This is a genomic window from Arthrobacter sp. SLBN-53, assembly GCF_006715585.1.
GTDB classification, from domain to species: Bacteria; Actinomycetota; Actinomycetes; order Mycobacteriales; family Mycobacteriaceae; genus Mycobacterium; species Mycobacterium neoaurum_A.
In genome coordinates this window covers 4,908,360-4,926,486 of the sequence record NZ_VFNN01000001.1, presented here as the reverse complement: position 1 = coordinate 4,926,486, position 18,127 = coordinate 4,908,360, and the positions used below count along the sequence as shown (strand labels likewise).

At 67.6% G+C, this 18,127-nt stretch carries 24 protein-coding genes; 12 read left to right on the top strand and 12 right to left on the bottom strand.

What is annotated here, in order from left to right; translation table 11 throughout:
• The first annotated feature begins 40 nt into the window (after positions 1 to 40).
• Positions 41 to 775, top strand: coding sequence for a potassium channel family protein (locus FBY28_RS23700; RefSeq protein WP_286178429.1), 735 nt, complete (start codon positions 41 to 43; stop codon positions 773 to 775).
• Entirely contained in the window at positions 772 to 1,437 is a 666-nt protein-coding gene (locus FBY28_RS23695; RefSeq protein WP_141869630.1) for a potassium channel family protein, read from the top strand. Before FBY28_RS23700 ends, FBY28_RS23695 begins: the two co-directional genes overlap by 4 nt.
• Here the strand turns inward: FBY28_RS23695 and FBY28_RS23690 are convergent.
• Both FBY28_RS23690 and FBY28_RS23685 read right to left on the bottom strand, forming a co-directional pair.
• Positions 1,411 to 2,076, bottom strand: a complete 666-nt coding sequence (locus FBY28_RS23690; RefSeq protein WP_216847923.1) for a DUF3159 domain-containing protein — start codon at positions 2,074 to 2,076, stop codon at positions 1,411 to 1,413. The genes FBY28_RS23695 and FBY28_RS23690 overlap by 27 nt on opposite strands.
• Positions 2,073 to 2,444: an OB-fold nucleic acid binding domain-containing protein gene (locus FBY28_RS23685; RefSeq protein WP_019512968.1), complete on the bottom strand. Its 372-nt coding sequence runs from the start codon at positions 2,442 to 2,444 to the stop codon at positions 2,073 to 2,075. The genes FBY28_RS23690 and FBY28_RS23685 overlap by 4 nt, the downstream gene beginning before the upstream one ends.
• Before the next feature lie 109 nt (positions 2,445 to 2,553).
• On the opposite strand from FBY28_RS23685, the gene FBY28_RS23680 reads away from it, so the two are divergent.
• Positions 2,554 to 3,255 carry an alpha/beta hydrolase gene (locus tag FBY28_RS23680; protein ID WP_141869629.1) on the top strand — a complete coding sequence of 234 codons (702 nt, stop codon included), beginning with the start codon at positions 2,554 to 2,556 and terminating at the stop codon, positions 3,253 to 3,255.
• On the opposite strand, the gene FBY28_RS23675 is transcribed toward FBY28_RS23680, so the two are convergent.
• Together FBY28_RS23675 and dut are read right to left on the bottom strand one after the other, a co-directional pair.
• Positions 3,252 to 3,971, bottom strand: coding sequence for a DUF3710 domain-containing protein (locus tag FBY28_RS23675; protein ID WP_174241727.1), 720 nt, complete (start codon positions 3,969 to 3,971; stop codon positions 3,252 to 3,254). The two genes, FBY28_RS23680 and FBY28_RS23675, sit on opposite strands and share 4 nt — an antisense overlap.
• Positions 3,971 to 4,435 (bottom strand): dUTP diphosphatase, encoded by a 465-nt coding sequence (gene dut / locus FBY28_RS23670; RefSeq protein ID WP_141869627.1) that lies wholly within the window; start codon positions 4,433 to 4,435, stop codon positions 3,971 to 3,973. The genes FBY28_RS23675 and dut overlap by 1 nt, the downstream gene beginning before the upstream one ends.
• Before the next feature lie 25 nt (positions 4,436 to 4,460).
• Between dut and FBY28_RS23665 the strand changes: the two genes are divergently transcribed.
• Positions 4,461 to 4,949: a DUF3093 domain-containing protein gene (locus tag FBY28_RS23665; protein WP_141869626.1), complete on the top strand. Its 489-nt coding sequence runs from the start codon at positions 4,461 to 4,463 to the stop codon at positions 4,947 to 4,949.
• 31 nt (positions 4,950 to 4,980) lie between these two features.
• Here FBY28_RS23665 and FBY28_RS23660 read toward each other — a convergent pair whose 3' ends face one another.
• Positions 4,981 to 5,283, bottom strand: a complete 303-nt coding sequence (locus FBY28_RS23660; protein WP_015306517.1) for a DUF4193 domain-containing protein — start codon at positions 5,281 to 5,283, stop codon at positions 4,981 to 4,983.
• A 170-nt stretch (positions 5,284 to 5,453) separates the two neighbouring features.
• On the opposite strand from FBY28_RS23660, the gene cei reads away from it, so the two are divergent.
• The gene (gene cei, locus FBY28_RS23655) at positions 5,454 to 6,104 is read left to right on the top strand and encodes an envelope integrity protein Cei (RefSeq protein ID WP_141869625.1); all 651 of its coding nucleotides are present in this window, start codon (positions 5,454 to 5,456) and stop codon (positions 6,102 to 6,104) included.
• Positions 6,105 to 6,108: 4 nt separating this feature from the next.
• On the opposite strand, the gene FBY28_RS23650 is transcribed toward cei, so the two are convergent.
• Positions 6,109 to 6,909 carry an inositol monophosphatase family protein gene (locus tag FBY28_RS23650; protein ID WP_141869624.1) on the bottom strand — a complete coding sequence of 267 codons (801 nt, stop codon included), beginning with the start codon at positions 6,907 to 6,909 and terminating at the stop codon, positions 6,109 to 6,111.
• Between the two features lie 70 nt (positions 6,910 to 6,979).
• On the opposite strand from FBY28_RS23650, the gene ppgK reads away from it, so the two are divergent.
• Both ppgK and FBY28_RS23640 read left to right on the top strand, forming a co-directional pair.
• Positions 6,980 to 7,741 carry a polyphosphate--glucose phosphotransferase gene (ppgK, locus tag FBY28_RS23645; RefSeq protein WP_141869623.1) on the top strand — a complete coding sequence of 254 codons (762 nt, stop codon included), beginning with the start codon at positions 6,980 to 6,982 and terminating at the stop codon, positions 7,739 to 7,741.
• A gap of 184 nt (positions 7,742 to 7,925) precedes the next feature.
• Positions 7,926 to 9,329 (top strand): RNA polymerase sigma factor, encoded by a 1,404-nt coding sequence (locus FBY28_RS23640; protein ID WP_141869622.1) that lies wholly within the window; start codon positions 7,926 to 7,928, stop codon positions 9,327 to 9,329.
• Positions 9,330 to 9,339: 10 nt separating this feature from the next.
• On the opposite strand, the gene FBY28_RS23635 is transcribed toward FBY28_RS23640, so the two are convergent.
• Both FBY28_RS23635 and FBY28_RS23630 read right to left on the bottom strand, forming a co-directional pair.
• Entirely contained in the window at positions 9,340 to 10,146 is an 807-nt protein-coding gene (locus FBY28_RS23635; RefSeq protein ID WP_141869621.1) for an SDR family NAD(P)-dependent oxidoreductase, read from the bottom strand.
• A 46-nt stretch (positions 10,147 to 10,192) separates the two neighbouring features.
• The gene (locus FBY28_RS23630; protein ID WP_141869620.1) at positions 10,193 to 10,549 is read right to left on the bottom strand and encodes a DUF952 domain-containing protein; all 357 of its coding nucleotides are present in this window, start codon (positions 10,547 to 10,549) and stop codon (positions 10,193 to 10,195) included.
• A 135-nt stretch (positions 10,550 to 10,684) separates the two neighbouring features.
• On the opposite strand from FBY28_RS23630, the gene FBY28_RS23625 reads away from it, so the two are divergent.
• Entirely contained in the window at positions 10,685 to 10,876 is a 192-nt protein-coding gene (locus FBY28_RS23625; RefSeq protein ID WP_023985651.1) for a DUF7455 domain-containing protein, read from the top strand.
• A gap of 61 nt (positions 10,877 to 10,937) precedes the next feature.
• Positions 10,938 to 11,912, top strand: coding sequence for a YihY/virulence factor BrkB family protein (locus tag FBY28_RS23620; protein ID WP_141869619.1), 975 nt, complete (start codon positions 10,938 to 10,940; stop codon positions 11,910 to 11,912).
• Here the strand turns inward: FBY28_RS23620 and FBY28_RS23615 are convergent.
• Positions 11,902 to 12,138: a DUF3039 domain-containing protein gene (locus tag FBY28_RS23615; protein ID WP_141869618.1), complete on the bottom strand. Its 237-nt coding sequence runs from the start codon at positions 12,136 to 12,138 to the stop codon at positions 11,902 to 11,904. The two genes, FBY28_RS23620 and FBY28_RS23615, sit on opposite strands and share 11 nt — an antisense overlap.
• Positions 12,139 to 12,194: 56 nt before the next feature.
• Here FBY28_RS23615 and FBY28_RS23610 point away from each other — a divergent pair, with 56 nt between their 5' ends.
• The 3 genes from FBY28_RS23610 to FBY28_RS23600 all read left to right on the top strand — a co-directional run bounded on the left by FBY28_RS23610 (position 12,195) and on the right by FBY28_RS23600 (position 14,559).
• Positions 12,195 to 12,605, top strand: a complete 411-nt coding sequence (locus FBY28_RS23610) for a DUF3099 domain-containing protein (protein WP_141869617.1) — start codon at positions 12,195 to 12,197, stop codon at positions 12,603 to 12,605.
• 147 nt (positions 12,606 to 12,752) lie between these two features.
• Positions 12,753 to 13,712 (top strand): sigma-70 family RNA polymerase sigma factor, encoded by a 960-nt coding sequence (locus FBY28_RS23605; RefSeq protein WP_019512983.1) that lies wholly within the window; start codon positions 12,753 to 12,755, stop codon positions 13,710 to 13,712.
• 145 nt (positions 13,713 to 13,857) lie between these two features.
• Positions 13,858 to 14,559, top strand: coding sequence for an iron-dependent transcriptional repressor DtxR (locus tag FBY28_RS23600; RefSeq protein WP_141869616.1), 702 nt, complete (start codon positions 13,858 to 13,860; stop codon positions 14,557 to 14,559).
• On the opposite strand, the gene FBY28_RS23595 is transcribed toward FBY28_RS23600, so the two are convergent.
• The 3 genes from FBY28_RS23595 to FBY28_RS23585 all read right to left on the bottom strand — a co-directional run bounded on the left by FBY28_RS23595 (position 14,556) and on the right by FBY28_RS23585 (position 18,061).
• The gene (locus tag FBY28_RS23595; RefSeq protein WP_141869615.1) at positions 14,556 to 15,575 is read right to left on the bottom strand and encodes a DUF4192 domain-containing protein; all 1,020 of its coding nucleotides are present in this window, start codon (positions 15,573 to 15,575) and stop codon (positions 14,556 to 14,558) included. The genes FBY28_RS23600 and FBY28_RS23595 overlap by 4 nt on opposite strands.
• A 91-nt stretch (positions 15,576 to 15,666) precedes the next feature.
• Positions 15,667 to 16,683: a hemolysin family protein gene (locus FBY28_RS23590; protein WP_141869614.1), complete on the bottom strand. Its 1,017-nt coding sequence runs from the start codon at positions 16,681 to 16,683 to the stop codon at positions 15,667 to 15,669.
• The gene (locus FBY28_RS23585) at positions 16,676 to 18,061 is read right to left on the bottom strand and encodes a hemolysin family protein (RefSeq protein WP_141869613.1); all 1,386 of its coding nucleotides are present in this window, start codon (positions 18,059 to 18,061) and stop codon (positions 16,676 to 16,678) included. Before FBY28_RS23585 ends, FBY28_RS23590 begins: the two co-directional genes overlap by 8 nt.
• Between the last annotated feature and the right edge of the window lie 66 nt (positions 18,062 to 18,127).

The window sequence follows — 18,127 nt, the reverse complement described above, 5'->3', positions numbered from 1 at the left end:
CCAAGAGTAAGCGCAGCGGCGATTGGCTGTAGCGTTCCGGGTGCGCCGGGACACCGGTGTGTTGGATATGGCGGTATTCCTGGACGACGGCCAGAGAGGACCGAGAGTGCGGGTAGTGGTGATGGGGTGCGGCCGGGTGGGCGCATCGCTGGCTGACGGACTGTCCAGGATCGGACACGAGGTTGCCGTGATCGATCGCGATTCCACCGCGTTCAACCGGCTGTCCCCCGAGTTCTCCGGCGAGCGCGTGCTGGGCATGGGATTCGACCGGGATGTCCTGCTGCGTGCGGGAATCCAGGAGGCCGGCGCCTTTGCCGCGGTCTCCTCCGGTGACAACTCCAACATCATCTCCGCGCGTGTCGCACGCGAGACCTTCGGCGTCGAGCGCGTTGTCGCGCGCATCTACGACGCCAAACGCGCCGCGGTATACGAGCGCCTGGGCATCCCCACCGTCGCGACGGTGCCGTGGACGACCGACCGGCTGCTCAACGTGCTGACCAGGGAGTCCGAGACCACGAAGTGGCGGGACCCGTCGGGCAACGTCGGCGTTGCCGAGCTGCCTCTGCATCAGGACTGGGCCGGCCATCCGGTCACTGAGCTGGAGACCACCACCGGCGGCCGGGTCGCGTTCCTGCTGCGCATGGGCAGCGGCCTGCTCCCGGACGCCAAGACCATCATCCAGGCCGGTGACCAGGTCTTCATCGCGGCCATCTCCGGCCACATCGCCGAGGCCATGGCGATCTCGGCACTACCGCCCAGCGAGGACGACGCATGAAGGTGGCCATCGCCGGAGCCGGTGCAGTGGGCCGGTCCATCGCCCGTGAACTCGTCGCCAACCATGAGGTCACGCTGCTGGAGCGTGATCCCGAACACATCGACATCGACGCCATCCCGGCCGCGCACTGGCGTCTCGGTGACGCCTGCGAGTTGAGCCTGCTGGAGGGGGTGCGGCTCGAGGAGTTCGACGTGGTGATCGCCGCCACCGGCGACGACAAGGCCAATGTCGTGTTGAGCCTGCTGGCCAAGACCGAGTTCGCGGTGCCGCGGGTGGTGGCACGTGTCAACGATCCGCGCAACGAGTGGCTCTTCGACGAGAACTGGGGTGTCGACGTCGCGGTGTCCACCCCACGCATGCTGGCCTCGCTGGTCGAGGAGGCGGTCGCGGTGGGTGATCTGGTGCGACTGCTGAGTTTCCGTAAGGGTCAGGCCAACCTGGTGGAGATCACCCTGCCCGATGACACCCCGTGGGGCGGCAAGGCCGTCAAACGGCTCAATCTTCCGCGCGACGCGTCACTGGTGACCATCCTGCGCGGCCAGCGGGTGATCGTTCCCGAAGGTGATGAGCCGCTGGAGGGTGGCGACGAGTTGGTTTTCGTGTCCACCACCGAGGCCGAGGACGAGCTGCGCCAGCTACTCCTGCGGCCGCAGGCGCGCTGACTCCTGCAGCGCCTTCTGCGCGGCCCGGATGGCGAACCAGGTGATGACGGCCGCCACACCGGTCAGCGGCCATCCCATGGCGATCCGGGCCACCCCGAGCATGCCGACATCGTCGGCGTCGTAGAGGTGGCGTTGTACGACGAACCGCGACGCGAACACGATCGCCCACGCGAAGGTCGCCACATCGAAGGCCAGCACCGCCCGGCGCACCGAGCGCCAGTCCCGCCCGTGACCGCTGAACCAACTCCAGGCGTAGCCCACCAACGGTCGACGGATCACGATCGAGACGGTGAACACCGAGGCGTAGACCAGCGACATCCAGATCCCGTAGGCGAAGTAGCCGCGTGATTCGCCGAGCCACCAGGCGATCAGCGCGCTGAGCCCCACGCCGATGAATCCGGATATGGCGGGCTGCACGGTTTCGCGCCGGATCAACCGCCACACCAGGACCAGCGCCGCCACGCCGAGGGCCGCCCAGATCGCGGGCATCAGACCGAATTTGGTCGAAACGGGCACGAACACCAGGACCGGCAGCGAGGAGTAGATCAGGCCGCTGATGCCGCCCATCTGGTCCAGGATCGCCTGCCCGGCCTTCTTGGCGGGTTCCTCGGCGGTGACTTCGGAGGTATCCCCCGTCACTTCTGGATCTCGTAGTGCGGGTTGTAGATCGCCTTCGCACCGTTGTCGAGCTTGCCGATCCGTCCGTGCACGCGCAGGGTCCGGCCGGTCTCGATACCGGGGATGCGCCGCTGACCGAGCCAGACCAGCATCACCGCGTCGGTGCCGTCGAACAGTTCGGCCTTGACGCCCCCTGCGCAGGCCTTGCCGTTGCACTCGACGCTGCGCAGCGTGCCGACCATGGTGACTTCCTGGCCGCGCTCGCAGTCGATGGCCTTCTGGGCGCCGGTGCCGGCGGCCTCATCGCTGAGTTCCTCGACATCGCGTTGCTCGGGGTCTTCCGTCAACCGGCGGGTAAGCCGGCGAAGATACCCCTCGGCGGTAGCCATGACCTCTCCCTCACCGCGAATCGTCTTCGATCCGCATACTGACCAACGCCACCGTAGACCTGTTGGTTCCGATTCGCCACGCCGGGCATCGGCGCGGCACGATCGGATGATGACCGTCGACTTGACAGGCGTCACGACCGTTCTGATGGCAGGCACCGGATCCGACGACGACTACGTCTATCGCGCCTTCGCCGCGCCGCTGCACGCCGTGGGCGCGGTGGTGCTCACCCCGGCCCCCGACCCACACCGACTGATCGCCGGATACCTGGCGGCGCTGGCCGAGGCCACCGCGGCGGCCGGGACGATCGCCGTCGGCGGGGTGTCCATCGGCGCGGCCATCGCCGCGCACTGGGCATTGGCCCACCCGGACAGCACCGTCGCGGTACTCGCCGCACTGCCCGCCTGGTCGGGGGCGCCCGGGGATGCCGTGGCCGCGCTGGCGGCGCGCGCGTCGGCACATCAGCTGCGCACCGATGGCCTGGCGGCGACGATCACCGCGATGCGGGAATCGAGCCCGGCCTGGCTGGCCGAGGAATTGGCCCGGTCATGGACCGGGCAGTGGCCGGGCCTGCCCGATGCGATGGAGGAGGCCGCCGGGTTCGTGGCGCCCACGGTCGATGAACTGCGGACGCTGTCGGCGCCGATGGGCATAGCCGCGGCCGTCGATGATCCGATCCATCCCGGACGGGTCGGCTACGAGTGGGCCGCCGCGGCACCGCGCGCGGCGCTGCAGACGGTGACCCTCGATGAAATCGGAGCGGACCCGACGCGCCTGGGCGCGGCGTGCCTGACCGCTCTGAGCGGGCTCTAACCGCCGGTGATGGTGCTGCGCATCTGCTGCATGGCGGTGCCCTGCGCGCTGCGCCGTGCCGCCGGTTCCGGCGGGGCCTGTCCCTGAACCTGGGCTTGCGCCTGCTGGGCGGCCGCCTGCTGGGCCGCCGCCTGCTGGGCGGCCGCGGCACGCAGCTGCGCGGCCATCGCCTCGGGTAACTGCACAGCCAGCGGTGTACGCACCGGCAACGGCGTGTCTCCGCGACGAACAACCGTGTCGGCCAAAGCTTCTCGCGCTTCGACCGCCAGCGCGTCGACCTTTTCCGGGAGCCCGTTGACGACACAGCGGATCATCCACCGGTAGCCGTCGACACCGATGAAGCGCACCACGCCGGGCTGCTGCCCTTCCGGAACCGAGGTGCTGGCGCCGACGACCTCGCGCCCCCACTTGCCGTCATCGATGCGCACCTTGGCACCGTCCTTGCGCAGCGACTCGGCCAGCTCGGTGGCCACCTCGCGCCACAGTCCCGCCGACTTGGGCGCCGCGTATGCCGCGATGGTGAACCGGCCGTTGGGCGTCACCACCCAGACCGAACTCGGCACACCCTGATCGGTGAGCTCCACCTGCACCTGACCGGCGGCCGGCAGCGGAATGAGCACCGAACCGAGGTCAAGGCGCGCCACCGTCGCCGCCTCCGGATCATCGAAATCCTCGATGTCGAAGGGGCCGTCGAAATCGTCGTCGTTATCTGTCATCACAAACTCGCATGTCCGCCTGAAGAGCCGTGGCCACCGCTGCCACGGGAAGTGTCAGCCAGCCCGGCCTCGTCGAATGACGGGACCTCGACCAGCTCGGGAAGCTCGACCCGCTGTACCAGCAGCTGTGCGATGCGATCTCCGCGTCGCACCGCTATCGGCTGCTGCGGATCGAGGTTGATCAACGCCACCTTGATCTCACCACGGTACCCGGCGTCGACCGTTCCTGGACTGTTCACGATCGAAAGACCCACGCGCGTAGCCAATCCCGACCGTGGATGGATCAGACCGACCATCCCGTGCGGGATGGCCACCGCGATCCCGGTGGGGACCAGGCTGCGATGCCCCGGCTCGAGATCGACATCGACGGCGCTGTACAGGTCAACGCCGGCATCACCGTCGTGAGCCCGGCTGGGCATCGGAAGGTCGCGATCCAATCGCACGACCGCCAGAGAAGAGGGCACGGGCGCAAAGATTACTCTTGGGCACGTGTCCGATACGCGCGCCATCGCCCAAACCGTGCGCTACCGCGAACGCCTTCGGGTGCCGTGGTGGTTCTGGCTGCCCGGATTGGGCCTCGCCGTACTGATCGCCGCCGAGGTCAACATGGGCGTGGCCGCCCTGCCGGACTGGGTGCCCTATGCGGTGCTGCTGCCCGTCGCGGCGGCCGCGCTGATGTGGATGGGACGGATGGAAGTCCGGGTTGTCCAGAACGGCGCCGCAGACGACGCCCCGGTCGAGTTGTGGGCGGGTCCGGCACATCTGCCGGTGAACCTGATCGCCCGGTCGGCCGAGGTTCCCCGATCGGCCAAATCGTCGGCCCTGGGTCGCCAGCTGGACCCAGCGGCCTATGTGCTGCACCGGGCCTGGGTCGGCCCGATGGTGCTGGTCGTACTCGACGATCCCGATGATCCGACCCCCTATTGGCTGGTCAGTTGCCGGCACCCGGACCGGGTGCTGGCGGCCCTGCGCAGCTGACTGCTGGATCATCGGGGCCGGTGCTGCGACGCTAGGCGGCGCAGTCGGTGCAGATCATCACGCCGTTCTTCTCGCTTGCCAGCCTGCTGCGGTGGTGCACCAGGAAGCAGCTCGAACAGGTGAACTCGTCAGCCTGCTTCGGCACGACCCGCACCGACAGTTCCTCGCCGGACAGATCGGCGCCGGGCAATTCGAACGATTCGGCAGACTCCGATTCGTCGACGTCGACGACGGCCGACTGGGCCTCGTTGCGTCGCGCCTTGAGCTCTTCGAGCGAATCCTCCGAGACGTCGTCGGTCTCTGTTCTCCGTGGAGCGTCGTAGTCGGTGGCCATTCAATCCCCTCCTAATTAATGCAGCGTCATGCAGCAAGGCTTTGTACCAGCGTCGAACGCCTACGCCAAATGATTCGTGCCCCGATTGGGTTCAGATTGACTGTGATTTATGTCACAGCACAAACGTCCTGGTAGAAGTGCCCGCCCCGGCATACCTCTAAGGTGCAGTGGTGGTCGCATCCATCACCGAGGGCACGGCGTTCGACAAGCACGGCCGGCCGTTCCGTCGCCGCAACGTCATCCCGGTGCTGTGCCTGTTCGTGGTGCTGGCCCTCGCGGCCGGCGTGATCTGGGTCGTCGCGCTCAACCAGTCGACCGTCGTGCCAGAAGCGGTGGCCTGCAATGCGCCCCCGCCCGCCGCCGATGCCACCCAGACCCGACTCGGAGAACCGGTGTCGCGCACCGAGATGGCCGAGGTGATGCCCGCCCGTCTCGCCGACACCAAGGTCCGCGTCCTCAACGCCAGCGGCCAAGCCGGGCAGGCCGCCGATGTGTCCGGGGCGCTGCAGGGCCTGGGCTTCGCGCAGCCCACCGCCGCCAACGACCCCGTGTACGCCAACAGCAGACTCGAATGTCAGGGTCAGATCCGGTTCGGCGAGGCAGGGCGGGCGGCCGCGGCCGCGGTCTGGCTCGTCGCGCCCTGCACCGAACTGTTCCAGGACGGCCGCACCGATGACACCGTGGATCTGGCGGTCGGCACCGAGTTCAGCGAGTTCAGCCGCAGCGACGATATCGACGCGATGCTCGCCGGCCTGCGGCCCGACGCGACCCAACCGGCCGACGCGGCGCTGCTGACCAAGATCCACAGCGCCACCTGCTGAGCCCTCAGATCCGGTCGGTCAGCGCCCCGGCGACACCGGGCGCGGCCGCCATCAGCGCCCCGCCCCCGTCGGGACCCGGCAGGCGTACCACGGCTCCGGCCTCGGCGGCGATCAGCGCGCCGGCCGCCCAGTCCCACACCTGCACGCCGTCCTCGAAGTACGCGTCCAGCCGCCCCCGGGCCACCATGCACAGGTCCAGCGCGCAGGACCCGATGCGCCGAATATCGCGAACCTGGGGCAACAACGCGGCAAGCACCTCGGCCTGCCTGGCCCGGTGCGCCGAATCATAGGAGAATCCGGTGCCCACCAGCGCCATCGACAGATCGTCGATGGTGTTGCACCGCAATGCGGCCTGCACACCGGACCGGGTGACCGTCGCACCGTGCCCCACCGCCGCCGAATAGATCTCGCCGGTGGACACATGGGCCACCGCGCCGGCCACCGAGACACCGTCGATCTGGACTCCCACCGACACCGCATAGGCCTCGATGCCGTAGACGAAGTTCACCGTCCCGTCGATGGGGTCGATCACCCAGACCGGGACGCCGGGTTCGCCCACCGCCGAGCCACCCTCCTCCTCACCGAGGATGGGCTCACCGGGACGCAACTCGGCCAGCCGGTCGCGCAGCAACCGTTCGGTCTCGGTGTCCACCACGGTCACCGGGTCCGTCGGGGTGCTCTTGGTCTGCACCGCATCGGCCGCCGGAACCGCACCGAACACCTCGGCCCGGCGGGTCAGAACGAAAGTTGCCGCCTCCGTAGCCAATTGCTCGGACACCTGGCGCAACGTCTGCGGATCAGTCATGAGTACATCGCACCACAACCCGTTAGGGTGATGTCGGATTGCCCGCCGGACCCTGTTGAGGAGCGTTCCAATGACCGATTCGCCCAATACTGGCTTCGGCGTCGACGTCGGCGGCAGCGGCATCAAGGGAGGCATCGTCGACCTCGACACCGGAACCCTCATCGGCGACCGGATCAAACTGGCCACCCCGCAGCCCGCCACCCCCGATGCCGTCGCGGCCACCGTGGCGGCGGTGGTCCGCGAGTTCGGCTGGACCGGGAGCCTGGGCGTCACCTATCCGGGCGTGGTGACCAACGGCGTCGTGCGCACCGCGGCCAACGTGGACAAGGGCTGGATCGGCACCGACGCCGCCGAGGTCATCAGCAATGTGCTCGAAGGCCAGCACGTGACCGTGCTCAACGACGCCGACGCCGCGGGCCTTGCCGAGGAGCAATACGGAGCAGGCAAGGACAACACCGGTCTGATCGTGCTGCTGACGTTCGGCACCGGCATCGGGTCGGCGGTGATCCACAACGGTCTGCTGCTCCCCAACACCGAGTTCGGCCACCTCGAGGTCGAAGGCAAGGAGGCCGAGCATCGCGCGGCCTCCTCGGTCAAGGAACGCAAGGAATGGAACTACCAGCGTTGGACCGAGGAGGTGACCAAGGTGCTGGTGACCATCGAGAACGCGATCTGGCCCGACCTGTTCATCGCCGGCGGCGGAATCAGCCGCAAGGCCGACCGCTGGATCCCGATGCTCAAGAACCGCACCCCGGTGGTCCCCGCCGCGCTGCGCAACTCGGCGGGAATCGTCGGCGCGGCGATGGCCGCCAAGGGCATTCACGTGCAATAACACGCGACCGGATTTGCCGCTCGGCACGGTGGTGGACCACACTGTCGTTACAATGGTCGACGGCGGCCGCCACCGACTGATAGCGGCGGATATCCCAAGCAGAGATACGACGCCACTATTCGAGATAGCCGAATTTCGGTGACGCGTGTGCGCGGTCACCGTCCAGCATTACCGAGAGGTGTACGTGGCAGCGACAGAGGCAAGCCCGGCAACCGACGAGCCGGTGAAGGCCACCGCCACCAAGACCGCCGCGAAAAAGGCGCCGGCCAAGAAGGCACCGGCCAAGCGGGCCGCGAAGAAGGCACCGGCCAAGAAGGCACCGGCCAAGGCCGCATCGCCGCGAGGCAAGAAGGACGAGTCCGGCGAGGAAGTGAACCTCGGCGAGGAACTCGACGGTGCCGAGGATCTGGACGTTGAGCCCGGCGATGATCTCGAGGATGTCGAGATCGACGACCTGGAGACCGACGACGAGACCGACACCGCCGACGCGGACTCCGACGAAGAGGCCGAAGGCGACGACGCCTCCCCCGCCGCGGCCAAGCCGGCCAAGGACGGCGACGACGATATCGCCGAGCCGACCGAGAAGGACAAGGCCTCGGGAGACTTCGTCTGGGACGAAGAGGAGTCCGAGGCGCTGCGTCAGGCCCGCAAGGACGCCGAGCTCACCGCCTCGGCGGACTCGGTGCGGGCCTACCTGAAGCAGATCGGCAAGGTCGCGCTGCTCAACGCCGAGGAGGAGGTCGAGCTCGCCAAGCGCATCGAGGCCGGCCTGTATGCCACTCAGCTGATGACCGAGAAGGCCGCCAAGGGTGAGAAGTTCACCCCGACCGAGCGCCGGGACATGACGTGGATCTGCCGTGACGGCGACCGCGCCAAGAATCACCTGCTGGAGGCGAACCTGCGCCTGGTGGTGTCGCTGGCCAAGCGCTACACCGGACGCGGCATGGCGTTCCTGGACCTGATCCAGGAGGGCAACCTCGGCCTGATCCGTGCCGTCGAGAAGTTCGACTACACCAAGGGCTACAAGTTCTCCACCTACGCCACCTGGTGGATCCGCCAGGCCATCACCCGCGCCATGGCCGACCAGGCCCGCACCATCCGCATCCCGGTGCACATGGTCGAGGTCATCAACAAGCTGGGCCGCATCCAGCGCGAGCTGCTTCAGGACCTGGGTCGCGAACCCACGCCCGAAGAGCTGGCCAAGGAAATGGACATCACGCCGGAGAAGGTGCTGGAGATCCAGCAGTACGCGCGTGAGCCGATCTCGCTGGACCAGACCATCGGCGACGAGGGCGACAGCCAGCTCGGTGACTTCATCGAGGACTCCGAAGCCGTGGTGGCCGTCGACGCCGTGTCCTTCACCCTGCTGCAGGATCAGCTGCAGTCGGTGCTTGAGACGCTCTCCGAGCGTGAGGCGGGCGTGGTACGCCTGCGGTTCGGTCTCACCGATGGTCAGCCGCGCACCCTCGACGAGATCGGGCAGGTGTACGGCGTGACGCGTGAGCGCATCCGTCAGATCGAGTCCAAGACGATGAGCAAGCTGCGCCACCCCAGCCGTTCCCAGGTGTTGCGCGACTACCTGGACTAGGCCTGGTCGCTCAGCGCACGATGACCTGGCTGGGCGTCCTCGGGGCACCCAACCAGGCGCGGTGCGACGGCGGGCGGCGTCCTCCTTCGTCGGTGATGCCGTAGCGCTCGCCGAGTTCCGCTCCGATCAGGGTGTGCCCGGACAAACCGGCCAGCTCCGGATCCTCGAACAATGCGTCGATCAGATGCCCGGTGAACTCCGGGGTCTCGGCGTGCTCGGCGGTCGCCGCCAACGCCTCGGGGTTGCCCGCGAAGGCGGCCCGCAGCCGCTCGGTGAGCAGGATGCCCATCCAGATCGACACCGTGGCGACATTGCTGCCGCGGAAGTCGACCGCCATATCGGCTGCCAGCTTGTCGATCCCGGCCTTCTGCGCCCCGTAGGCGGGACCGTGCATGTAGCACACCGACCCCGGCGACGAGGTGAAGGCGATCAGCCCCCGCGGCCGTCGCAGCAACAAGGGCGCGGCGTGCCAGGAGGCGACATAGGCCGATCGGAGACCGACGTCGAGCACGTCGCCCAGGCCGATCGGCTTGTCCCAGAACGGCTTCGACCCGGTCAGGTCGTCGTGGACCACGGCGGCGTTGTTGACGAGGAGGTCCAGCCCACCCTCGTCGGCGCCGATGCGGGCGAACAACTCGCCCACGGCGGCGTCATCGGCGTGGTCCAACCGGACCGCCACGCCGCCGGGCGGTGCGGCGTCGATGGTCCGCCCGGTGCCGTAGACCTTCCACCCGTGCTCACCGAGTGCGGTCGCGATGCCGCGCCCGGCACCGCGGCCGGCCCCGGTCACCACCGCGATCCGCTGCGCTGCCGTCACCGGCTCAACGTACCGGTGACTACCATGGCGGCGTGTCCGAAGACGTTCACCCGAGTGCGGCGAAGAAGCCGTCGGTCGCCGGCAGATACGGCGTGACACTTGTCACAGCAGCGGCCGGCAACGGTCCGTAAAGGTGTGGGAACACCATCGATTCGGGATCGGTCGGCACGCCGGGCTCCCATCGCACCTCATCGGTCAGGGCCCGCGGGTCGATGTGCAGCAACACCAGATCGGTCCGTCCCGCGAACAAGCGGTTGGCGGGCAGATGAACCTGTTCAGGAGTGGAGAGGTGCACGAATCCGACATCGTCCAGCGATGCCGGCCGGTGCTCGCCGGCGGCACGCGCCCGCTCCCATTCTTCGGCGGTGCACAGGTGCAAAAGAAGCGCGCTCTGGGTACTCACGCTGTCCAGGTTGCCCGTACGGTAACGCCGGCGCAGTGAGACACGACACACCGGTGAACCCCCGGGGAACAAGGCCAGAACCGAAAACGTCTGACACAGTAGACATACGCACCCAGGCAGAACGGAGGAAGCGCCGTGAACGCAACCCTGATGAGTCCGGAACTGACCCGGGCAGATCGCTGCGACCGCTGCGGTGCCGCCGCACGCGTACGCGCCAAGCTGCCCTCCGGTGCCGAGCTGCTGTTCTGCCAGCACCACGCCAACGAGCACGAGGCGAAGCTGATCGAACTGGCCGCCGTGATCGAGGTCAGTCCGGTCGACGCATAGCGAACATCACGCGCCGCCCTACGGGGCGGCGCGTGCTTTCGTCGGGAATGCTGGACCAGTGATGAGCGACCAGTCCTCGACAAGACCGTCACGCCACCACATCTGGCCGATCCTCAAGCGCACGCTGTCGAAGGCGTGGGACGATTCGATCTTCTCGGAGTCCGCACAGGCCGCATTCTGGTGTGCGCTGTCGCTGCCCCCGCTGTTACTCGGAATGCTGGGCAGTCTGGCCTATCTCGCACCGCTGTTCGGTCCCGACACGTTGCCCACCATCGAAGAGCAGCTCATCGGCACCTCGGAGCGGTTCTTCTCGCAGAACGTCGTCAACGAGATCATCGAACCGACGATCTACGACATCGTCCGGTCGGCGCGCGGCGAGGTGGTGTCGCTCGGATTCGTCATCTCGCTGTGGGCCGGGTCCTCGGCCGTGTCGGCCTTCGTCGACTCGGTGGTCGAGGCACACGACCAGACGCCCCTGCGCCACCCGGTCCGACAACGCTTCTTCGCACTCGGTCTCTATGTGATCATGCTGGTCAGCGCGGTGTTGACCGCTCCGTTCATCGCACTGGGACCGCGCAAGATCACCGAGTACATCCCGGAGAGCTGGTCGCACACGCTGCAGTACGGCTACTACCCCGTGCTGGTGATCGCGCTGATCGTCGTGGTCACCGTGCTGTATCGCGTGTCATTGCCCAGTCCGCTGCCCACGCACCGATTGGTCGTCGGCGCGGTGCTGGCCACCGCGGTCTTCCTGATCGCCACGTTCAGTCTTCGGTTCTATCTGACCTGGATCACCGCGACCGGCTACACCTATGGCGCGTTGGCGACCCCGATCGCGTTCCTGCTGTTCGCCTTCTTGGCAGGCTTCGCGGTGATGATCGGCGCCGAACTCAACGCCGCCATCCAGGAGGAGTGGCCCGCCCCGGTGACGCATGCGGACCGGGTCCGCGAGTGGATATCGGCCAAGACCGACACCGCGCGGGCCGGCGCCACCAAGTCCGAGCCGCGGCCCGATCCCGGCGACGTTACTTCTTGAGTTGCTCGTAGATCTTCTTGCAGTCAGGGCAAACCGGTGAACCGGGCTTGGCGGCCTTGGTCACCGGAAAGACCTCGCCGCACAGCGCGACGACATGCGTGCCCATGACGGCACTTTCGGCGATCTTCTCCTTCTTGACGTAATGAAAGACCTTGGGGGCGTCGTCATCGGTCCCGTCGTCGACGCGCTCGTCGGTATCGGGCCGTTCGATGGTCTGGGTCTGCATTGCTCCATTGTGCCCGGCAGGTGCGCGCGGCGTCTCGGGTGTGCGACAGTGGAGTGATGAAACAAAGCCCCGAGCTGAGTTTCGACGACCAAGGTCGCCCGGTGCTCATCACCCGCGCTGCACTGCCCCACGACGAGCAGCACCGCGCCCGGGTGCGCAAATACCTCACCCTGATGTCCTTCCGCATTCCCGCGCTGGTGCTGGCCGCCGTCGCCTACGGGGTCTGGCACAACGGGTTGATCTCGCTGGCGATCATCGTGGCCTCCATTCCACTGCCCTGGATCGCGGTGCTGATCGCCAACGACCGCCCACCGCGCAGCGCCTCCGAGCCGCGCCGCTATCCCGATGCGGGTACGGGCCGGCGCACGCCGCTGTTCCCCACCGCCGAGCGCCCGGCGCTGCAGGCACCCGTGCGGCCCGACCCGAGTGCGGGCAGTCCGCATGCGGGTCACGGCGTTCCCGACTGAGCAACCTCTTCTCCACTTCTCAGGACATTCTCAGGTCGTCTGTTTAAAGCCGCAGGTCAGGTGGTATGCCACTGGGACCGAGCGGGAACTCACGAACCCTCTCGGGCGTTATACGCAGTGACAGTTCCGCCGAGCAGGAGGCCGTAAATGGCGATCGCCACCGCAAGCCGCATCGATTCCGATCTGGACGCCCAGAGCCCCGCCGCCGACCTGGTCCGCGTCTATCTCAACGGCATCGGCAAGACCGCGCTGCTGAACGCGGCCGACGAAGTCGAGCTGGCCAAACGCATCGAGGCGGGCCTGTACGCCCAGCACGTCCTGGACACCAAGAAGCGCCTCGGCGAGGCCAAGCGCCGCGATCTGGCGGCCGTGGTCCGCGATGGTGACGCCGCGCGGCGTCATCTGCTGGAGGCGAACCTGCGCCTGGTGGTGTCGCTGGCCAAGCGCTACACCGGACGCGGCATGCCGCTGCTGGATCTGATCCAGGAGGGCAACCTCGGGCTGATCCGCGCGATGGAGAAGTTCGACTACGCCAAGGGTTTCAAGTTCTCGACCTACGCCACCTGGTGGATCCGCCAGGCCATCACCCGCGGTATGGCCGACCAGAGCCGCACCATCCGGCTGCCCGTCCACCTCGTCGAGCAGGTCAACAAGCTGGCCCGGATCAAGCGCGAGATGCACCAGAACCTCGGTCGCGAGGCGACTGATGAGGAACTGGCCGAGGAATCGGGTATCCCCGTCGAGAAGATCACCGACCTGCTCGAGCACAGCCGTGACCCGGTGAGCCTGGACATGCCGGTCGGCAGCGACGAAGAGGCGCCGCTGGGTGACTTCATCGAGGACTCCGAGGCGATGTCGGCCGAGAACGCCGTGATCTCCGAGCTCCTGCACACCGATATCCGGTACGTGCTTGCCACGCTCGACGAGCGCGAGCAGCAGGTCATCCGGCTGCGCTTCGGCCTTGACGACGGCCAGCCGCGCACTCTCGACCAGATCGGCAAGCTGTTCGGGCTGTCCCGCGAGCGGGTCCGCCAGATCGAGCGCGAAGTGATGTCCAAGCTCCGTAACGGAGATCGGGCCGAGCGGCTGCGGTCGTACGCCAGCTGATCCCAGACAACCCACCCCGTGATGCCCGTCGCGTTCCGCGGCGGGCATCGCGACGTCTTGGACGCTCACATGGGATGTTGGACCACTGCCCCCGACACCGGCCAGCTAGACTCGGGTAGTAACGGCAGGGCCTGGAAGGTAGGGCATGAACGACCTCATCGATACCACCGAGATGTACCTGCGGACGATCTATGACCTCGAGGAAGAGGGCGTGGTGCCGCTGCGGGCGCGCATCGCCGAACGTCTGGATCAGAGCGGCCCGACCGTGAGTCAGACCGTGTCCCGGATGGAACGGGACGGCTTGCTGCACGTCGCCGGTGACCGCCATCTCGAACTCACCGAGAAGGGCCGCAATCTGGCCGTCTCGGTGATGCGCAAACACCGTCTCGCCGAGCGGCTGCTCGTCGACGTGATCGGCCTGCCCTGGGAAGAAGTGCATGCCGAGGCGTGCCGCTGGGAGCACGTCATGAGCGAGGATGTCGAGCGGCGTCTGGTCCAGGTGCTCGACAACCCGACGACCTCTCCGTTCGGCAACCCGATCCCGGGCCTGTCGGAACTCGGTTTCGGCGGGGCCGATTCCGACGACGACGCGAACCTGGTCCGATTGACCGAGCTGCCGGCCGGTTCCCCGGTCGCGGTGGTGGTGCGCCAGCTGACCGAACACGTCCAGGGCGATGTCGAACTGATCGGCAGGCTCAAGGATGCCGGTGTGGTCCCCAACGCGCGCGTGACGGTCCAGGTCGGCGACGATCCGGGCGATCAGGGCGTTCTGATCCTGATGCCCGGACACCAGGACGTCGAGCTGCCCCATCACATGGCCCATGCGGTGAAGGTCGAAAAGGTCTAACCCGCACGGCGTCCGAAGGTCAGCCGTGGTGGTAATCGGATGCCCAGTTGCCCGGCGATCCGGTATCCGGACAGCGCCAGCTCACGAATCTGCTCGGGACGCATCCCGGACTGCAACGCACAGTCCAGCATGGTCGCCATCCGGTGCGTCGGATCGATATCGACCGCCTCCTCCAACGCGATTCCCGCCAGCGGGCCGTCGCCGCGCGCGTAGGCCGAGAACGCGAGCAATGTCAGCACCTCCTGCCGCCATGGCACCGGGACCAACCGAGCCAGCGCCGCCCACAGCGTCTCGGCGGCGGCTGCGGCGTCGCCGACCGCCAGGGCGTAGAGGGTGTCTCGGACACGTGGATCACGCAGCGCTCCGACCACGACGACGATGTCGGCATCGGCGGGTTCCTGGCCTGCCGCCACTGCGCGGGCCAGCGTCATGGCCGACTCGATCGCCCGCCGTGCCGCCGCGGTACTGAGCTGACCCCGCCGAGCCGATCGCAACGCCTGACCCAGCCGCTCACCACGCGCCGAGTCGGTCGTGGTGACCACGGCCCGTAGCTCGTCACGACGGCGATAGAGCCGGCGACCACCCAGCACGGCCTCGGCCGCCAGCGGGGAACAGTCCGGGTCATCGACCACACCGTGCGCACCGCATCCGCACACACAGGACCATCGACCGTCGGCGGCAATCCGATCGACGGCGAGCACCGCCAGCAGATCGACCCCCTCCCTGGACATCGACACCGCGAGGTCGTCGGCAAGCTCCCCGTGATCGGCTCCGTCTTCGTCGACGATCACGGCCACCGCCCCGTCATGACCCGATCCGGCCACCACCTCGGCCAGCGCGGTGGTGTTGCCGAGCAGACCGGGCGTCAGGTCGACCCGCATGACGCAGCCCATCTCACCGCCGTCGAGGGTGACGATGGTCAGCGAGTTCTCCGGGACGAAGCCGAGGACCGCCGGCAGTGCGGCGATCAGCGATGCGGGCCGACCGACGTCGAATCCGCGAGGTTGTTGTGTCATACCGATGATCGTCACGGCATGCCACGACGAGTCACGCGGTCTGCGCGACCACGACGGGCCAACTGTGGATCAACCTGGCAATGTGGATAACTCAGGTCACCGCGTCGGCAGTCGGCAGCAGTCGTTCGAGCACATCGGTCAGTGTGATCAAGCCGAGGATGCTGCCATCGGAATCGGTCACCACCACCAGATGATTGCGGGTCTCCCGCATGGTCCGCAGCGCCGCATAGGCAGGGATGTCGACCCTCAACTGCAGAGCCGGACGCATCAGGTCGGCGGCCGTGGTGCCGGCGTCGGCCTGCACGGTGTCCCGTACGTGCACGACCCCCAGAACGGCACCGTTGTCGCGGACCAGAAGTCGGAGGTGACCCGTGCGCAGTGACTCGGCCTGAATATCGGCCGTGGTCGCCGTGGAGCGCACGCTGCTGGGCTCGGCTCCGGTGCGCAACATGTCCCCGACGGTCAGCGCCTCCAGTTCCAGCGCGCTGACCAGATGACCGTGATACCGCTCGTCCAGGGTGCCCACGGTGGCCGAATGCTCCACCAGATGCCGCAGCGCGTCGGGATCTTGACCGGTGGCCACCTGATCGACGGGTTCGACGCCGACCTTGCGCAGACACCAGTTGGCCAGGCGGTTCAGCGTGCCGATCACGGGGCGGGTCACCCACATGAACGCCCGCATCGGCAACGCCAACATGGTCGCCGACCGTTCGGGGTGGGCGATGGCCCAGGACTTGGGGGCCATCTCACCGACGACCAGGTGCAGGAACGTCACGATGATCAGCGCGAGCACGAACCCGCCGACATCGGCCAGCCACGACGGCGCACCCCAGCCCGCGATGGCCGGGGTCAACCAATGGTGCACGGCGGGTTTGGTGATGGCGCCCAGGGCCAGGGTGCAGATCGTGATACCCAGCTGCGACCCGGCCAGAAGAACCGACAGCTCGGACGCCGAACGCAGTGCGGCGCGGGCCGAGCGGCTGTGCGGCGCCGCATCTTCCAAGCGGTGGCGCCGTGCCGCGATCAAGGCGAACTCGACGGCCACAAAGAACGCGCTGGCCGCGATCAGCGACGCGGTCACCAGGGCGACGACCCAGGGGTTACTCATCACCGGTTCCTTCCTGCACGGCGTCGACAGGCACGTCGGCCAGGCTCACCAGAACCCTTGCCGGCACGTGCTTTTCGACGGCCTGAACGGTGGCATCCAGGCGGCGCTGCAACGGCGGATGATCGGCGATCAGCTCTGCGGGCTCGACGCCGAGGTCGACCGAGACGGCATCGCCGACACCGGGAAGACCACCGAATTCGGCGATCAGCAGCCCGGCCAGCGTCTCGTAATCACCCTCGGGCAGGTCATGGCCGATCACTCGGCTCAATTCGTCGAGCGCGACGTCGCCGCGCACCAACCACCCGTCACCGGTGGGCACCACGTCATCGTCGGCCGAGTCCTTGTCATGCTCGTCGTCGATCTCGCCGACCAGTTCCTCGGCCAGATCCTCGATGGTGAGCACCCCGGCGAAACCGCCGTATTCGTCGATCACGAGTGCCATCTCGTCGCGTGCCTCGCTGAGGGCGCGCAATGCCGAGGGCAACGGCAGGGTTTCCGGGACGATCACCGCGGGCCGGCAATTCTCGCCGGCCGTGGCCGACGGGTCCGCGGCGCCCAGCAGATCGTGCAAATGGACAACGCCCACCAGATCATCGGGTGTCGCACCGATCACCGGGTACCGGGTATGACCGCTGGCCATCTTCGCCAACACCGCGCCCACCGGTTCGTCGGCACCGACCACGTCGACGCGGGCCCGAGGGATCATCGCGTGCTCGGTGGTGCGGGTCGGAAAGTCCAGGATGCGGTCCAGCAGGGTGGACAGTTCCTCGGGGATGTCCCCCGCCTCGCGCGAGTCGGCCACGATGTGTTCGAGATCGCGGGCGGTCGCCGAGTGTTCGACGTCGTGCACGGGTTCGATGCGCAGGGCGCGCAGCAGCAGGTTCGACGATGCGTCGAACAGTTTGATCAGCCAGCCGAACACAGCCAGGTAGATGTTGGTGGACAACGCCAGCCAACGGGCCACCGGTTCGGGCCGCGCGATCGCGAGGTTCTTCGGGAAAAGCTCACCGAAGACCATCTGCACCACGGTGGAGAACACCATGGCCAGCACCGTGCCGATGGCGATGCCGAGCCCCAGCGGCACACCGACGCCGCCGAGCAACTCCCCCAGACCCTTACCGATGAGCGGTTCGGCGACATAACCGACCAGCAGGCCGGTGACGGTGATGCCCAGCTGAGCGCCGGACAACATGAACGAGGTGCGGCGGGTGACCTGCAGTGCGCGGGTGGCGCCGATGTCACCGGCTTGGGCGCGGGCCTTCAGACGGGACCGGTCGACCGCCATGTAGGCGAACTCCTGTGCCACGAAATAACCGGTCAGGGCGGTGATGGCAGACACCACCACGATGCCGAGCAGAATTCCGAGGGCGGTCAGCATGTCGCCCTGCGGGCAACTGAGGACTTCTCGGTGCCGGTCTCAACGGGCCGGCGGCGGGGTCTTCGG

What these genes read in the sequence shown, in the direction of transcription:
- FBY28_RS23695 (WP_141869630.1), top strand. Translation starts at nt 772, where the DNA reads ATGAAGGTGGCCATCGCCGGAGCCGGTGCAGTGGGCCGGTCCATCGCC.
- FBY28_RS23685 (WP_019512968.1), bottom strand. Translation starts at nt 2,444, where the DNA reads ATGGCTACCGCCGAGGGGTATCTTCGCCGGCTTACCCGCCGGTTGACG.
- FBY28_RS23680 (WP_141869629.1), top strand. Translation starts at nt 2,554, where the DNA reads ATGACCGTCGACTTGACAGGCGTCACGACCGTTCTGATGGCAGGCACC.
- FBY28_RS23675 (WP_174241727.1), bottom strand. Translation starts at nt 3,971, where the DNA reads ATGACAGATAACGACGACGATTTCGACGGCCCCTTCGACATCGAGGAT.
- FBY28_RS23660 (WP_015306517.1), bottom strand. Translation starts at nt 5,283, where the DNA reads ATGGCCACCGACTACGACGCTCCACGGAGAACAGAGACCGACGACGTC.
- FBY28_RS23650 (WP_141869624.1), bottom strand. Translation starts at nt 6,909, where the DNA reads ATGACTGATCCGCAGACGTTGCGCCAGGTGTCCGAGCAATTGGCTACG.
- ppgK (WP_141869623.1), top strand. Translation starts at nt 6,980, where the DNA reads ATGACCGATTCGCCCAATACTGGCTTCGGCGTCGACGTCGGCGGCAGC.
- FBY28_RS23620 (WP_141869619.1), top strand. Translation starts at nt 10,938, where the DNA reads ATGAGCGACCAGTCCTCGACAAGACCGTCACGCCACCACATCTGGCCG.
- FBY28_RS23615 (WP_141869618.1), bottom strand. Translation starts at nt 12,138, where the DNA reads ATGCAGACCCAGACCATCGAACGGCCCGATACCGACGAGCGCGTCGAC.
- FBY28_RS23610 (WP_141869617.1), top strand. Translation starts at nt 12,195, where the DNA reads ATGAAACAAAGCCCCGAGCTGAGTTTCGACGACCAAGGTCGCCCGGTG.
- FBY28_RS23605 (WP_019512983.1), top strand. Translation starts at nt 12,753, where the DNA reads ATGGCGATCGCCACCGCAAGCCGCATCGATTCCGATCTGGACGCCCAG.
- FBY28_RS23600 (WP_141869616.1), top strand. Translation starts at nt 13,858, where the DNA reads ATGAACGACCTCATCGATACCACCGAGATGTACCTGCGGACGATCTAT.
- FBY28_RS23595 (WP_141869615.1), bottom strand. Translation starts at nt 15,575, where the DNA reads ATGACACAACAACCTCGCGGATTCGACGTCGGTCGGCCCGCATCGCTG.
- FBY28_RS23590 (WP_141869614.1), bottom strand. Translation starts at nt 16,683, where the DNA reads ATGAGTAACCCCTGGGTCGTCGCCCTGGTGACCGCGTCGCTGATCGCG.
- FBY28_RS23585 (WP_141869613.1), bottom strand. Translation starts at nt 18,061, where the DNA reads ATGCTGACCGCCCTCGGAATTCTGCTCGGCATCGTGGTGGTGTCTGCC.